This window comes from Rhodococcus sp. PAE-6 (assembly GCF_025290685.1).
Lineage (GTDB): Bacteria > Actinomycetota > Actinomycetes > Mycobacteriales > Mycobacteriaceae > Rhodococcus > Rhodococcus pyridinivorans.
The window spans coordinates 145533-160436 of sequence record NZ_JAOCLZ010000009.1; the positions used below are offsets into that span (position 1 = coordinate 145533).

Consider the following 14904-nt stretch of genomic DNA (forward strand, 5'->3'; position numbering starts at 1 on the left):
CACGTGAGTATGCCCCGAACCCGGGTGGCCGTCGTCTTCGGTGGTCGCAGCAACGAACATTCCGTCTCCTGCATCTCGGCAGGGAGCATCCTGCGCAACCTGGATCCGGAGAAGTACGAGGTCGTGCCCATCGGCATCACTCCCGAGGGCGCATGGGTCCTCGGCGACGCGGACCCGGCCGGCCTCGCCGCGGCCGGTCGCGAACTGCCCGTCGTCGCAGGCGACGGCTCCGATCTCGTCCTCACCGCGGATCCGACCCGCGGTGGCGACATCGTCGCCCTCGACGAGGGCTCCTACGGCCGGGTGCTCGCCTCGGTCGACGTGGTGTTCCCCGTCCTGCACGGCGCCTACGGCGAGGACGGCACCATCCAGGGTCTGCTCGAACTCGCGGACATCCCGTACGTCGGTCCCGGGGTTCTTGCCAGCGCCGCCGGGATGGACAAGGAGTTCACCAAGAAACTGCTCGCGGCCGAAGGCCTGCCCGTCGGCTTCCAGATCGTCCTGCGTCCCGGCACCGCGACCCTCACCGAGGAGCAGAAGACCCGCCTCGGCCTGCCCGTCTTCGTCAAGCCCGCCCGCGGCGGATCGTCCATCGGCATCAGTCGCGTGGCCGACTGGGCCGCCTTCGACGACGCCGTCGCGAAGGCCCGGCAGCACGACCCCAAGGTCATCGTCGAGTCCGCGATCATCGGCCGCGAGGTGGAGTGCGGCGTGCTCGAGTTCCCGGACGGCGACGTCCGCGCGAGTGTCGTCGCCGAGATCCGCATGCCCGACACCTCCGACGACCACGAGGCGTTCTACGACTTCGACACGAAGTACCTCGACGACGTCTGCGAGTTCGACGTCCCGGCCAAGCTCGACGAGGAGACCTCCGACCGGATCCGCGAACTCGCGGTCCGGGCGTTCCGCGCCCTCGACTGCCACGGCCTGTCCCGCGTCGACTTCTTCGTCACCGAGGACGGACCGGTGATCAACGAGATCAACACGATGCCCGGATTCACCTCCATCTCGATGTATCCGAGGATGTGGGAGGCCACCGGAGTGGAGTACGCCGAGCTGCTGTCGATCCTGGTGGAGACGGCGCTGGCGCGGGGCACCGGCCTGCGCTGACGGCACACGGCCTGTCGGCTTCCGCGAGGACCCGACTAGGCTGGATACATGACTGCCGTGACCCCCGACTCAGCTGCGACCGACGCCGGCACGGACACCCGTGAGGCCGTCCACGAGGCCGCGCGTCGCGCCCGCGTGGCCTCCCGTCGTCTCGCGTTGCTCACCACCATCGAGAAGGACGCGGCTCTGCACGCCGCGGCCGACGCTCTGCTCGCCGCCGCCGACACCGTCCTCGCCGCGAACGCGGAGGACATCGAGGCCGCCCGCGCCGGTGGCACCGAAGAGGCCATCCTCGACCGCCTGCGCCTGACCTCCGCCCGGATCGACGGGATCGCCGCCGGCCTGCGCCAGGTGGCCGGACTGCCCGACCCGATCGGCGGCGTCGTCCGCGGCTCGACGCTGCCGAACGGTCTCGAGCTGCGCCAGGTGCGCGTCCCGCTCGGCGTGGTCGGCATGGTCTACGAAGCACGGCCCAACGTCACGGTCGACGCATTCGGTCTCGCCCTGAAGTCCGGCAACGCCGCGCTGCTGCGCGGCTCGTCGTCCGCGGCCCGCTCCAACGCCGCGCTCGTCGAGGTGCTGCGCGCCTCGCTCGAGAGCCGGGGCATCCCCGCCGATGCCGTGCAGCTGCTGCCGAGCGCCGACCGCTCGTCGGTCACGCATCTGATCCAGGCCCGAGGCCTGGTCGACGTCGTGATCCCGCGCGGTGGCGCCGGTCTGATCGCCGCGGTGGTGCGCGACGCGACCGTCCCCACGATCGAGACGGGCACCGGCAACTGCCACGTCTACGTCCACTCCGCGGCCGATCTGGAGATGGCGGAGAAGATCGTGATCAACGCGAAGACCCGCCGGCCCAGCGTGTGCAACACCGCCGAGACGATCCTCGTCGACAAGGCGATCGCCGACACCGCCGTCCCGAAGCTCCTGCAGGCATTCCAGCAACACAGCGTGACGGTCCACGGCGACCTGCCCGGCCTCGTGCCCGCGACCGACCAGGACTGGTCCGACGAGTACCTCTCGCTCGACGTCGCCCTCGCGGTGGTCGACGACCTCGACGCGGCCGTCGACCACATCGACCGTTACGGCACCGGCCACACCGAGGCGATCGTCACCTCGGACCTCGCCGCTGCTCGGGAGTTCACGACGCGCGTGGACGCCGCAGCCGTTATGGTCAACGCTTCGACGGCGTTCACGGACGGCGAGCAGTTCGGATTCGGCGCGGAGATCGGCATCTCCACCCAGAAGCTGCACGCTCGCGGCCCGATGGGTCTGCCCGAACTGACGTCGACGAAGTGGGTGGTGTGGGGCGACGGCCACACGCGTCCCGCCTGATCGAGACCGGCCCGACGAAAGGAACCAGTGTGGATCGTGCGCTGCCCACCACCCCGCCGATCTTCGCGGACGTCCAGGACGTCGTCGATCGTCTGGCCGGTACCGGTTATCTCGCCGACAAGTCCACCGCGACCGCGGTGTTCCTCGCCGATCGCCTCGGCAAGCCGTTGCTGATCGAGGGACCCGCGGGCGTGGGCAAGACCGAACTTGCCCGCGCCGTCGCCGAGACCTCCGAGGCCGAACTCGTGCGCTTGCAGTGCTACGAGGGCGTCGACGAGTCCCGCGCACTGTACGAGTGGAACCACGCCAAGCAGATCCTGCGCATCCAGTCGGCAGGGGCGACCGCCGCGGCGGGCGAGTCGTGGGACCGCACCAAGGAAGACGTCTTCTCCGAGGAGTTCCTGCTGTCGCGGCCGCTGCTCACCGCGATCCGCCGCGAGGATCCGACCGTGCTGCTCGTCGACGAGGTCGACAAGGCCGACGTGGAGATCGAAGGCCTGCTGCTCGAGGTGCTCAGTGACTTCGCGGTCACGGTGCCCGAACTCGGCACCATCCGGGCCACCCGCAAGCCGTTCGCGGTGCTCACCTCGAACGCCACCCGCGAGTTGTCCGAAGCGCTCAAGCGCCGGTGCCTGTTCCTGCACCTGGACTTCCCCGACGCCGACCTCGAACGACGCATCCTCGCCAGCCGGGTCCCCGATCTGCCCGACGCGCTCGCCGACCAACTCGTACGCACGGTCCGCGTGCTCCGCGGCATGCAGCTCAAGAAGGTGCCGTCGGTGGCCGAGACGATCGACTGGGGTCGCACCCTGCTCGCACTAGGACTCGACACCCTCGACGACACCGCGCTGCGCAGCACGCTCGGCGTGATCCTCAAGCACCAGTCCGACCAGATCCGCGCTGCCGCCGAGCTCCGGTTGAACTGACATGGCCGCCGCGCACCTTCCCGGATCCGAGGCGCCCCCGGCACCCCACGGACTGCCCGGGCACCTGGTCGGATTCGTCGAGGCGCTGCGCCGCCGCGGCATCGCGGTCGGGCCGTCCGAGACGGTCGACGCCGGACGGGTCATGACGGTGCTCGATCTTCTCGATCGGGAGGCCCTCCGCGAAGGCCTCGCGTGCACCCTGCTCCGCCGGTCCACACACCGGCCGACCTTCGACGCCCTGTTCGACCTGTGGTTCCCGCCCGCGATCGGACGCCGCGAGGCCACCGACCCTCAGGCGAGCATCCCGCGCACCCCCACGGGGGAGGTCGACTTCGAGGCCCTACGCGATCTCATCGCCGAGCTGCTGTCCGACGAGTCGCCGGAGGCACTCGAGGCCTCCGAGATGCTCGTCTCCGCCATCGTCGAGGAACTCGGCCAGTATGCGTCGTCGAACGGCCCGTCCTTCTCGGCCTATCAGGCGCTTCGCGACGTCTCCCCGGACACCCTGCTCACGAAGATCCTCGAGGGACTGCTCGGCAACAGCACCCGCGAGGAACGCGACGACGCCGCCTACGAGAGCGAGGTCGCGCGGCGCACCGCCGCCCAGCGCATCGCCGATTTCCGGGCGATGGTCGAACGGGAGACCCGGCGACGCACCGCCGAGCAACTCGGCCGCGAACGCGTCGAGAAGTACGGGGTGCCCAAGCTTGCCGAGGAGGTCGACTTCCTGCGCGCGTCCGACGCGGAACTCGTCGCCCTGCGCCGCAGCGTCATGCCGCTCGCGCGTCTGCTCGCGAGCCGTCTCGCGGCGCGCCGCCGGCGCGCTCGTGCCGGCGCCATCGACCTGCGGCGCACACTGCGCAAGTCCATGTCGACCGGTGGCGTGCCCATCGACCTGGTCAACCGCAAGCCCCGTCCGGCGCGTCCCGAACTCGTCGTGCTCTGCGACGTCTCCGGCTCCGTCGCCGGCTTCTCGCACTTCACGTTGCTGCTCGTGCACGCCCTACGCGAACAGTTCTCCCGCGTGCGCGTGTTCGCGTTCATCGACACCGCCGACGAGGTCACCCATCATTTCGCCGCAGGGTCCGATCTGGGCGAGTCCATGTCGCGGATGCTGAAGGAAGCGGAGCTGATCACCTACGACGGTCACTCCGACTACGGACACGCCCTCGGCGGCTTCGCCGAGAACCACGCCCACGCCCTCACCAGCCGCAGCTCGCTGCTGATCCTCGGCGACGGCCGCACGAACTACCGCAATCCGAACCTCGAAGTCCTCGAACATCTCGTGTCCGTCGCACGGCACGCGCACTGGCTCAATCCCGAGCCGAAGGGACAATGGGGTTCGGGGGATTCGGCCGCCAGGGTCTACAGCGAGGTCGTCACGATGCACGAGTGCCGGTCGGCGCAGCAGCTCGCAACGGTGGTGGCGAGTCTGCTCCCCGTGTGAACCCGTAAGCTGGACAACCGTGCATCAGCCAACGGATCGGCCCTCGGCCTCCAGGCGCCGCCTGGGCGTCATGGGTGGAACGTTCGACCCGATCCACCACGGACACCTCGTGGCGGCCAGCGAGGTCGCCGCGAGCTTCGACCTGGACGAAGTGATCTTCGTGCCCACCGGGCAACCCTGGCAGAAGACCGGACGCGACGTCAGCCCCGCCGAGGACCGTTACCTGATGACGGTGATCGCGACCGCATCCAACCCGAGGTTCTCCGTCAGCCGCGTCGACATCGATCGACGCAAACCCACCTACACCGTCGACACCCTGCGCGATCTCAGCGAGCAGTATCCCGACGCGGATCTGTACTTCATCACCGGCGCGGACGCACTGGGATCGATCCTGTCCTGGCAGGACTGGCAGACCCTGTTCGACCTCGCCCGCTTCGTCGGGGTGTCCCGGCCCGGATACGACCTTCACGCCGAACACCTGGCACCGCATCTGGACGAACTCCCGGCCGAGGCGGTGAGCCTGGTGGAGATCCCGGCACTGGCGATCTCCTCCACGGACTGCCGCAGGAGGGCCCGCGAGAACCGTCCCGTCTGGTATCTGGTCCCCGACGGAGTGGTGCAGTACATCAGCAAACGCCGGCTCTACCGCACGAATACGCACCCCGACGGAGATCCCGTCCCGGTGTTCGACGGAAACACCCCCGGCACCATCGAGAGAAAGAGCACGCAGTGAGCGCAACGGCAGAAGCCACGGAGATGGCCCGAATCGCAGCCCTGGCCGCCGACGAGAAACTCGCCACCGACGTCGTGGTGCTCGACGTGTCCGAGCAACTGGTGATCACCGATTGCTTCGTCATCGCGTCCGCACCCAACGAGCGTCAGGTCAACGCCATCGTCGACAACGTCGAGGAGAAGCTGCGCGAGGCCGGCCACAAGCCCGTCCGCCGCGAGGGCACCCGCGAGGGACGGTGGACGTTGCTCGACTACGTCGACGTCGTGGTGCACATCCAGCACGAGGACGAGCGCAACTTCTATGCCCTCGACCGCCTGTGGAAGGACTGCCCGACCATCGAGGTCGATGGTGTGGGTGGCCCCCGTTCGGCGATCGACGCCGCCGACTCGCCGGAGGACGTGTGAGTCGTCCGGAGGAGGGTTCGCAGAGCCCGCGGGTGCGGCAGCTGGTGCTGCTGCGCCACGGCCAGACCGAGTACAACGCCACGCGGCGGATGCAGGGCCAGCTCGACACCGACCTCTCCGAGCTCGGCCGGCAGCAGGCGCTCGCCGTCGCCGACGCGATCGCCCGGTTCGATCCGCTCGCCGTCGTCTCGTCCGATCTGCGCCGCGCCTACGACACGGCGACCGCGCTCGGCGATCGCATCGGGCTGCCGGTCGCGATCGACACGCGGCTGCGCGAGACGCATCTCGGCGAATGGCAGGGCCTGACCCACACCGAGGTCGACGCCGTGGCCCCGGGCGCGCGCAGCGCGTGGCGCGCCGACGCGACCTGGGCACCGCCGGGAGGCGAGAACCGGATCGACGTCGCGCGGCGCAGCATGGCCGTCGTCGGCGAACTGCTCGACAAGTACGAGGACTGGAGCGATCGGCCCATCGTGCTGGTCGCACACGGGGGTCTGATCGCCGCGCTCACCGCCGCCCTGCTCGACCTGCCCGTCGATCGGTGGTCCGTCCTCGGCGGTCTCGGGAACACCGGATGGGTGCAGCTCAGCGGATACGGCGAGGTGCCGTCCTGGCGCCTCGACGTCTGGAACGCGTCGGCCACGGTGGCGCCCGATGACGTCCTCTGAACCCACGCCGATCGGAACCGACGCCGCCCCGCAGCGCCCGGTCCTGCTGGTGATCGGTGACTCCCTGAGCTACTACGGCCCGAAGGGCGGCCTGCCCGCCGACCATCCGCAGATCTGGCCCAACCTGGTCGCGGCCGAACTCGGATGGGACGTCGAACTCGTCGCCCGGATCGGGTGGACCACACGCGACGCGTGGTGGGCCATGACCCAGGACCCGCGGGTGTGGGCCGCGATCCCGCACGCCGGAGCCGTCGTCCTGGCAGTGGGCGGGATGGACACCCTCCCGTCCCCGCTGCCCACCGCACTGCGGGAGGGCCTGCGCTACATCCGCCCGCCGGCCCTGCGTCGCGCGGCGCGTAACGCCTACGGGTGGTTGCAGCCGCGACTGTCACCGCTCGGGCGACCGGTGGCGCTCCCACCCCGGGTCAGCGTCGAGTACCTCGAAACGATCAGGGACGCATTGGCATACATGCGCCCCGATCTGCCCGTCATCGGCACCATGCCGTCGGTGCACCGCAGCGAGCAGTACCGGTCGGTGCATGCCGGCCGGCTCCCCGCGGCACGCGCGATCACCCGCTGGGCGGCCGAGAAGTCGGTTCCCCTCGTCGATCTCGCCGAAGCGGTGCGGGAGAACGTCTTCTCCGACGACGCCAATCCCGACGGGATCCACTGGGGTTGGGAAGGACACCGCCGTGTCGCCGCCGCTGTCGGCGACGCGGTCCGGATCGTGCATCGGGATGCGGAAGTCCCGGTGGAGGGCCTACGGTAGGCGTCGTGTCCGTCGTCGTCGTCACAGATTCGTCGAGTTGTATCGACCCTGAACTGGTCCGTCGGTACGACATCCGTGTTGTGCCACTGCACATCATCGCGGGCGGACGCGACCTCCGCGAGGGCGTCGACGAGTTGCCGGAGGACCTGTCGACCGTGACGACCTCCGGTCCGTCTCCCGCAGAACTGACCGACGCCTATACCGAGGCGCTCGAGGACAGTGGAGGAGACGGCGTCGTAGCCGTGCACCTCTCGCGGGTGCTGTCCGGGACATGGGACGCAGCCCGGCACGCCGCCGAATCGCTGGGCGACCGGATCCGGCTCGTCGATTCGCGGAACACCGCCATGGGTTCGGGTTTCGCCGTCCTCGAAGCGGTGCGCGCCGCACGGGCCGGAGAAGACCTGGCCCGGGTGTACGAGCGGGCCGTGGAGGTCGCGGCGTCCGCCCGGACCCTGCTCGTCGTCGACCGGCTCGACCACCTCCGTCGCGGTGGCCGGATCGGCACGGCCACAGCGCTGTTGGGTACCGCGCTCGCGATGAAGCCCGTGCTGCACATCTCCGACGGCAAGCTCGTCCTGCGGGAGAAGACCCGCACGATGACCAAGGCGATGGCCAAGCTCGTCGACGGAGCCGCGACCGATGTGGGCGACGAACCGCTCGTCGCGGTGCACCACCGCGGGGCACCCGAGCGGGCGCGCAGCCTCGTCGATCAGCTCGCACAGCGCCTTCCGGAAGGCACCGAGATCGTCGTGTCCGAACTCGACGCGGTTCTCGGCGCGCACGTCGGGCCGGGTGCGGTCGGTGTGGTCGTCGCCTCCGCGGCGACCGGTGTCTCCGAGGACTGACCACCTACACCACCTCCCGGCCCGGATGATGCCGGTGGAGGCCCCATCCGGGCATTCATCCACAGGGGTGCGGGTCATCCACAACCCCGGCCGGATCGGCGCCGACACCGAATCCGGCGGTCGCGGCCGCGGTTAGCGTCGCGGCATGGCGAGCAGTGACCACCGTGATCTCGCGCGCACCCGCCTCGGCGCGATCACGCGTTCCTCGGCGATGCCCGCGGAACCGCCCTGGACCGACGACAGGTCGGCGAACGACCACCCCTGGGCGGATCCGGACGACGGCGACGAACCCCTCCACAGCGGTCCCGGCCGGGAACGATTCGTCGATCGGCTGACCGCCGCGCGATGGGACACGGGACGACGGGGAACCGCTGCTCTCGCCGCGATCGGAGTGCTCGCCGCCGCAGTGGCACTCGTCGTCGTGTGGCGCGACCGGCCGGTCCCCGAACCGGTACCGCCGCTGCCGAGAGTCGAAGTCGTGGACACGGCAGAGCCGTCCGCCGCGAGGGAGACGGACACGGCACAACCGGATTCCGCCGATTTCGTCGTCAGCGTCGTGGGTGCGGTGACACGTCCCGGGCTCGTGCGGCTGCCGGCGGGATCCCGTGTGGCCGACGCGCTCGACGCTGCCGGCGGTGCCGTCGACGGCGCCGACCTCATCGGCCTGAATCTGGCCCGGCGGGTCGCCGACGGTGACCAGATCGTCGTGGGAATCGCCCCGCCCCAACCTGTTCCGCAGGCCAGTGGAATCGTCGGGGCGCAGACACCGGGCGATGCTCCACCGGAGGCAAGCGGGCCGGTGGATCTCAACACCGCCGACGAGACCGCGCTCGACGCGCTGCCGGGCGTCGGTCCCGTCACGGCCGCGGCGATCGTCTCGTGGCGCGACACCAACGGACCGTTCACGGACGTCGAACAACTCGGTGAGGTCGACGGGATCGGACCGGCGCGACTCGCGAGGCTGCGTGAACTGGTGACGGTGTGACCGGACGGAACGACGGGTCCGACGCCGCAACGGTTCTCGATGCCCGGTTGGTGCCGTGCGCGCTGGCCGCGTGGGCCGTGACACTTCTCGGGTTGTACACGGGATGGCGGATCGTCACCGCCGTGGCGGTCGCGGCCGTCGTCGGATGCGCCGTGACGGTCCGTCTCGTCGCGACCGGTCGCATCCCACGCGGAGGTGCGCGGATCCTCCTCGCCGCACTGGCCGTCGTCGCGGGATTCGGGTCGGCCGCCGGTCTACGGATGTGGGCCGCCGACCAGCACCCGATCGCCTCCGCAGCGGAAAGGGGAGCGTGGGCCGGCGTCGTCCTCCTCCCCACCGACGACCCGCGACGCATCCGGGCCGCGGCCTTCGACGACACACCCCGGGTACGCATCCCGGCCCGGCTCGAGCACGTGACGGTCGGTGGACGATCCATGGACACCGGGGGATCGGTGGTGGTGCTCGCCCCGGCCGACTCGTGAGGAGATCTCCTGCCCGGGCAGTCGGTCACCGCACGCGTGCGGGCGGCGCCGCACACCGGGCCGGGCACCACGGTGGCGGTGCTCCACGCGGAGAACGCACCCACGGTCGTCGGTCTGCCCCCGGTGTGGCAGCGATGGGCTGGCACGGTACGCGACCGGCTCGCGCAGGTGGGTTCCGCGGTGCTTCCCGCCGACCGGGCCGGCCTGCTGCCCGGTCTCGTGGTGGGCGACACCACGGCGCTGACCGACGAGGTGCGGGAGGACTTCCGGGTGGCCGGACTGACGCATCTGACGGCCGTGTCCGGAGCCAACGTCAGCATCGTCCTCGGAGCGGTACTGCTCCTCGTGCGCGCGGTAGGACTCGGACCGCGTTCCGGGACCATCCTCGCCGCGACGGCTCTCGTCGCCTTCGTCGTCGTGGTCCGTCCGTCGGCGAGTGTGGTGCGCGCGGCCGCGATGGGATCGATCGGGTTGCTGGCATTCGTGACGGGTCGTGAGCGACAGGCACTTCCCGCCCTGTGCACCGCGGTGGGCGTACTGCTCGTACTCCTGCCCGACCTCGCCGTCGACGTCGGGTTCGCGCTGTCGGTGTCCGCGACGGCGGCACTGATCGTCGCCGCGCCACCTGTCGTGACCCGGCTCGTGGATCGCGGGTGGCCGCGTCCCATCGCGGAGGTCGCGGCAATGTCGCTGGTCGCGTTCGTAGCGACCGCACCTCTCGTCGCGGCGGTGAGCGGGACCGTGAGTGTCGTGTCGGTCGCGGCCAATGTCCTAGTCGCCCCGGTACTTGCGCCGCTGACGGTCCTCGGTTCGCTGGTCGCGGTGGGCGCCTCCGTCGTCCCGTGGGTTGGGGAGGTGCTCGCGCGCGGCACCGGGCCGTTCCTGTGGTGGCTGATCGCGGTGGCCGACCGGGCGGCATCGTTGCCGTCGGCCGAACTCGAGGTGCCGGACGGGCCGGTGGGGGCAGTGGTCGCGGCGGTGCTGGTCGCGGTGGCGTGGTCGGTGGCTCGTCACCGGCGGGTGCGGATCACGGCTCTCGTGATTGCGGTGGCCGTCGCGGCGGTGTGGCTGCCGGTGCGGATGCTGCGACCGGGCTGGCCCGGAGCCGAATGGGTACTCGTCGCATGCGATGTCGGTCAGGGCGATGCGCTGGTGCTGGCGACGGGGGACGGGCGCGCGGTCGTCGTCGACACCGGACCCGAACCGGAACCCGTCGATCGGTGCCTGCGCCGGTTGAGGATTCGCCGTATCGCACTGCTCGTCGTGTCACACCTGCACGCCGACCACGCGGGTGGGATCCGCGGTGTCCTCACCGGGCGCTCGGTCGAGATGGTCGTGGTCGCGCCGGGTGCTGCCGGTGACGACGCGGCGGGTGTGCTCGACGCGGCGACCGGGGTCGGTGTCGTGGTGCGGGAAGTGGGTGCCGGTGCGACCCTGCGTGCGGGCGATCTCGACATCCGGGTGCTGGGCCCGGCCGGGCGACGGACAGGCGGTTCCGAGAACGACAACTCGCTCGTCCTGGCGGTCGACACCGTCGTGGGCCGGGTCCTGTTGCCGGGAGACGCGGAGGAGGCCGCGCTCGACGCACTCGTGCGGTCGGGCACCGACGTGCGTGCGGACGTGTTGAAGGTGCCGCACCACGGCTCGCGCACCACACCCGCACGCTTCCTCACCGCTGTGCGGCCGAGCGTCGCCCTCGTCAGCGCCGGGCGAGACAACCTGTTTGGGCATCCCCATCCCGAGATCGTCTCCACCCTGACCGGAATCGGGGCGCGGGTCCTGCGGACCGACCTGCACGGCGACGTTGCAGTGCTCCGTGCCGCCTCCGGGGCGCTCGCGGTGGTGTCGGACGTGCGTGGCACGATCGAACCGTGAGCGACGCGTCCCTGCATCTGATCCTCGGTGAGGAAGAACTGCTCGTCGACCGTGCCGTCGCGAAGATCGTGTCCGATGTCCGCACGCGCAGCGAAACTCCCGGCGATCTCCCCGTCTCGAGGCTCCGCGCCGGCGACGCGGGCGTACCCGAACTCGCCGAGCTGCTGAGTCCGTCGCTGTTCGCGGAAGAACGCATCGTGATCCTCGAATCCACCGCCGACGCCGGGAAGGACGCCGCGGCGCTGATCCTCGATGTCGCGGGCGATCCGCCTCCGGGCGTGACACTGGTGATCCTCCACAGCGGCGGGGGACGCACCAAGGCGATGGTGCCCGCGCTGCGCAAGCGCGGCGCCGAGGAGCACATGTGTGCCGCTCCCGCGAAGGCGGGGGAGAAGGCGGCGTGGGTGCGGACGTTCGTCCACAAGGAGTTCCAGGCTGCGGGGGTGCGAGTCTCGGGCGATGTCGAACAGCTCGTCATCGAGGCGGTGGGTTCCGACCTGCGCGAACTCGCTGCGGCGTGCAGCCAGCTCGTGGCCGACACCGGCGGCAAGATCGATGCTGCGGCCGTGCGACGCTACTACTCGGGCAAGGCCGAGGTGTCGGGATTCGACGTAGCCGAGAAGGCCGTGGCCGGCGATACGGCCGGTGCGCTCGAAGCGCTACGGTGGGCGATGCACCGCGGTGTCGCCCACGTGCTGCTCGCCGATGCTCTCGCCGACGCCGTGCACACGATCGCCCGGGTCGGCTCGGCCGGTCGCGGCGACCCGTTCTCCCTCGCGTCGTCGCTGGGTATGCCGCCGTGGAAGGTGAAGAAGGCGCAGGCGCAGGCGCGCACGTGGGCGCCGGCGTCGATCGGGACCGCACTCACGGTGGTCGCTGCGCTCAACGCCGACGTCAAGGGAGCCGCGGCCGATCCGGACTACGCCCTCGAGCACGCCGTGCGGGTCATCTCCGAGCTGGCGGCCTGAGGCTTCTCCGCCGTGCCCGTGCCCGTGCCCGTGCTCGTGCTCGTGCCCGCGGCCGATTCCGGCGGGCGGCATCATTTCTGTCGTTCAACGCCACGAAGGCCGTCCCCGGCGGGGGACGGCCTTCGTGAAGCAGAGCCTGCGTCTACTACCTCGGAGCGATGAACTCAGAGCTTGTTGGCAAGCTTCGCGAGAGCAGACTTCTTGTTGGCAGCCTGGTTGGGGTGGATGACACCCTTGCTGGCAGCCTTGTCGAGCTGACGGCTCGTGGCGACGAGGAGCTCGTTGACCTTGTCCTTGTCGCCAGCGGCCGCAGCCTCGCGGAACGAACGGATCGCCGTACGAAGCGACGACTTCACCGACTGATTCCGGAGTCGGTTGCGCTCGTTGGTGCGAATCCGCTTCACCTGGGACTTGATGTTGGCCACGCGTAAAATCCTGTCGTCTTGCTGGTAGCTGGTAGGAAAGCTCTGGGTGCATCTGAGCACCGATGGACAAGGTTACCAAGAACGGATCGCAAAGCCCAAACCGGCGGTCGAATCACCCTTCTCACCGGCCTGATCGTTTCGGCCAGGACTACGCGCACCTGACTGTTGTTGTTGCGTGCCGCCGCGAGAGGGCATCTACATGGGCGGACACGCCACGGTGCACGATGTCGTTGTCGAGGTCACGGCGCATGCGTAATCTCCCTCACAGCGCGAACGACGAGTTCGCGGCTGCGGTGCATCGACTCGAAGTGTTCTACCACCAGGTTCCGCCTGCGAGCGGGACCGCGAACATCGAGGTGACCCATGGAACCCCCACGCGATCCCGAGTCCCGAATCGACGAAGATCTCGCACGCCAGACCTCCCTGGAAATCAGAGACCCCGGTGAGTTCTCCGACCTGCGGAAGTACGTGGCGGAGGCGATCGGAACCTTCCTCCTGGTGTTCTCCGCGGTGGGTACCGCGGTGTTCGCCGGAACCTATGTCGGTCAGCTCGGCGTCGCACTGGCGTTCGGCCTGACCCTGCTGTTCCTCGTGTACACCATCGGCCCGATCTCCGGGTGTCACGTGAACCCGGCGGTGACGCTCGGGCAGCTCATCGTCGGTCACGTGACGCCGGTGCGCGCCGTGGGTTACTGGATCGCGCAGGTCGTCGGCGGTCTGGTCGCCGGTCTGACGCTCTACGCGGTGGCGTCGTCGTTGCCGAGCTACGACCGTGCCGCCGACGGCCTCGGGGCGAACGGCTGGGGCGCGCACAGCCCCTCGGCGGTGCACGGTCCGCTCGGCGGCGTGCTCGAGAACGGCTACGGCATCGGCGCGATGATCGTCGTCGAGGTCCTGCTCACGGCCGTGCTCGTCTTCGTGGTGCTGGGTGCGACCGATCAGGTGGCCGACGCGCCGATCGCCGGCATCGCCATCGGCTTCACTCTCGCGGTGATCCACCTGATCTCGATCCCGATCGACAACACGTCGGTCAATCCCGCCCGTAGCCTCGCCGTCGCCTTCTACCAGGACGGTGCGCTCGGGCAGCTGTGGGCATTCATCGTGTTCCCGCTCATCGGCGGAGCGCTCGGAGCGCTCGTCTACACCTTCCTCTTCGGGCGGCGGTACGGGCTCCGGGCCTCCTGAGGGCCTGCGGTCAGGGCGCGGCCCGATTCAGCTCCAGCCGAAATCGGTACGGAGCCGGGTCGCGACCCGATCGAATCGTGCGCGGGGGAGGATCGCGCCTTCGCGGCGGATGCCGTCCTCGGGGACGTCGAGCACGCGATCGAGGCGCACCCAGCTCGGGCGGTTCTCCGCGTCCCACGGTCCGGAGCCGATTCCGAGCCAGTCGCGGTGACCGTCGCGGTCGGAGTTCGACGAGAGCATCAGCCCGAGCAGCGTCCTGTCGTCGCGGCCCACGACGAGCACCGGGCGGTCCTTGCCCTCCGTCGGATCTTCTTCATAGGCCACCCAGGTCCACACGATCTCACCCGGATCGGCGCGACCGTCGAGGTCGGGGGAGTACTCGAGGCGGCGGGCACGCTGCGCCGTGGGCGTGGTGCGCGACGCCACCGGGCGACCGGGGGCCGGACGCTTCGTGCCGGACTGGGTCTTCGCGGCACCTGGCTTCGGCGCCGTGGTCCCGGACGCGCCGGGCTTCGGTGCCGCAGTGGTACCGCTCCCCGAGGTTCCGCTCGCTGCGCCGGTCCGGCCGGCCGCGTTCAACGCGGCGCGCGCCTTGTCGAGCGCCCCGGACTGCTGCAACTGCTGGTAGATCTTCGGACCCTGGTCGACGGCGAGACGCCCCAGCTGCCTGCCCAACTTCTTCCATGTACCGGCCACGGGAACCGAGCTTAACCGGACCTGACCCGGGCGAAATCCCGGCCGCCGCCCGAC

At 70.2% G+C, this 14904-nt stretch carries 16 protein-coding genes; 14 read left to right on the forward strand and 2 right to left on the reverse strand.

From position 1 onward, the window contains the following. Positions 1–3: 3 nt before the first annotated feature. The 13 genes from NVV99_RS18145 to holA all read left to right on the forward strand — a co-directional run bounded on the left by NVV99_RS18145 (position 4) and on the right by holA (position 12544). A complete protein-coding gene (locus NVV99_RS18145) occupies positions 4–1110 on the forward strand; it encodes a D-alanine--D-alanine ligase family protein (protein WP_024101372.1) in 1107 nt (368 codons plus the stop codon). Between the two features lie 48 nt (positions 1111–1158). Then, the gene (locus NVV99_RS18150) at positions 1159–2442 is read left to right on the forward strand and encodes a glutamate-5-semialdehyde dehydrogenase (RefSeq protein WP_024101371.1); all 1284 of its coding nucleotides are present in this window, start codon (positions 1159–1161) and stop codon (positions 2440–2442) included. Positions 2443–2471: 29 nt separating this feature from the next. After that, positions 2472–3368, forward strand: a complete 897-nt coding sequence (locus NVV99_RS18155; RefSeq protein WP_006554514.1) for a MoxR family ATPase — start codon at positions 2472–2474, stop codon at positions 3366–3368. 1 nt (position 3369) lies between these two features. Beyond that, positions 3370–4815 (forward strand): VWA domain-containing protein, encoded by a 1446-nt coding sequence (locus NVV99_RS18160; protein WP_024101370.1) that lies wholly within the window; start codon positions 3370–3372, stop codon positions 4813–4815. A 70-nt stretch (positions 4816–4885) separates the two neighbouring features. Then, positions 4886–5548 carry a nicotinate-nucleotide adenylyltransferase gene (nadD, locus tag NVV99_RS18165; protein WP_019288365.1) on the forward strand — a complete coding sequence of 221 codons (663 nt, stop codon included), beginning with the start codon at positions 4886–4888 and terminating at the stop codon, positions 5546–5548. Beyond that, entirely contained in the window at positions 5545–5952 is a 408-nt protein-coding gene (gene rsfS / locus NVV99_RS18170) for a ribosome silencing factor (RefSeq protein ID WP_024101369.1), read from the forward strand. The genes nadD and rsfS overlap by 4 nt, the downstream gene beginning before the upstream one ends. 89 nt (positions 5953–6041) lie before the next feature. Beyond that, on the forward strand, positions 6042–6620 hold the full coding sequence (locus NVV99_RS18175; RefSeq protein ID WP_230810365.1) for a histidine phosphatase family protein: 579 nt from the start codon (positions 6042–6044) through the stop codon (positions 6618–6620). After that, a complete protein-coding gene (octT, locus tag NVV99_RS18180) occupies positions 6607–7389 on the forward strand; it encodes a diglucosylglycerate octanoyltransferase (RefSeq protein ID WP_006554509.1) in 783 nt (260 codons plus the stop codon). Before NVV99_RS18175 ends, octT begins: the two co-directional genes overlap by 14 nt. Positions 7390–7394: 5 nt before the next feature. Then, positions 7395–8234, forward strand: a complete 840-nt coding sequence (locus NVV99_RS18185; protein WP_006554508.1) for a DegV family protein — start codon at positions 7395–7397, stop codon at positions 8232–8234. 145 nt (positions 8235–8379) lie between these two features. Next, entirely contained in the window at positions 8380–9219 is an 840-nt protein-coding gene (locus tag NVV99_RS18190; RefSeq protein ID WP_024101368.1) for a ComEA family DNA-binding protein, read from the forward strand. Continuing rightward, positions 9216–9701 carry a hypothetical protein gene (locus tag NVV99_RS18195; RefSeq protein WP_260782973.1) on the forward strand — a complete coding sequence of 162 codons (486 nt, stop codon included), beginning with the start codon at positions 9216–9218 and terminating at the stop codon, positions 9699–9701. Before NVV99_RS18190 ends, NVV99_RS18195 begins: the two co-directional genes overlap by 4 nt. Positions 9702–9737: 36 nt before the next feature. Further along, positions 9738–11576, forward strand: coding sequence for a DNA internalization-related competence protein ComEC/Rec2 (locus tag NVV99_RS18200; protein ID WP_260782974.1), 1839 nt, complete (start codon positions 9738–9740; stop codon positions 11574–11576). After that, positions 11573–12544, forward strand: a complete 972-nt coding sequence (gene holA, locus NVV99_RS18205) for a DNA polymerase III subunit delta (RefSeq protein WP_006554506.1) — start codon at positions 11573–11575, stop codon at positions 12542–12544. The genes NVV99_RS18200 and holA overlap by 4 nt, the downstream gene beginning before the upstream one ends. A gap of 164 nt (positions 12545–12708) precedes the next feature. On the opposite strand, the gene rpsT is transcribed toward holA, so the two are convergent. Continuing rightward, a complete protein-coding gene (gene rpsT / locus NVV99_RS18210) occupies positions 12709–12969 on the reverse strand; it encodes a 30S ribosomal protein S20 (RefSeq protein ID WP_006554505.1) in 261 nt (86 codons plus the stop codon). A 363-nt stretch (positions 12970–13332) separates the two neighbouring features. Between rpsT and NVV99_RS18215 the strand changes: the two genes are divergently transcribed. Then, the gene (locus tag NVV99_RS18215) at positions 13333–14154 is read left to right on the forward strand and encodes an aquaporin (protein ID WP_006554504.1); all 822 of its coding nucleotides are present in this window, start codon (positions 13333–13335) and stop codon (positions 14152–14154) included. A 27-nt stretch (positions 14155–14181) separates the two neighbouring features. On the opposite strand, the gene NVV99_RS18220 is transcribed toward NVV99_RS18215, so the two are convergent. Further along, positions 14182–14850 (reverse strand): type II toxin-antitoxin system PemK/MazF family toxin, encoded by a 669-nt coding sequence (locus NVV99_RS18220; protein ID WP_024101365.1) that lies wholly within the window; start codon positions 14848–14850, stop codon positions 14182–14184. Positions 14851–14904: the final 54 nt, after the last annotated feature.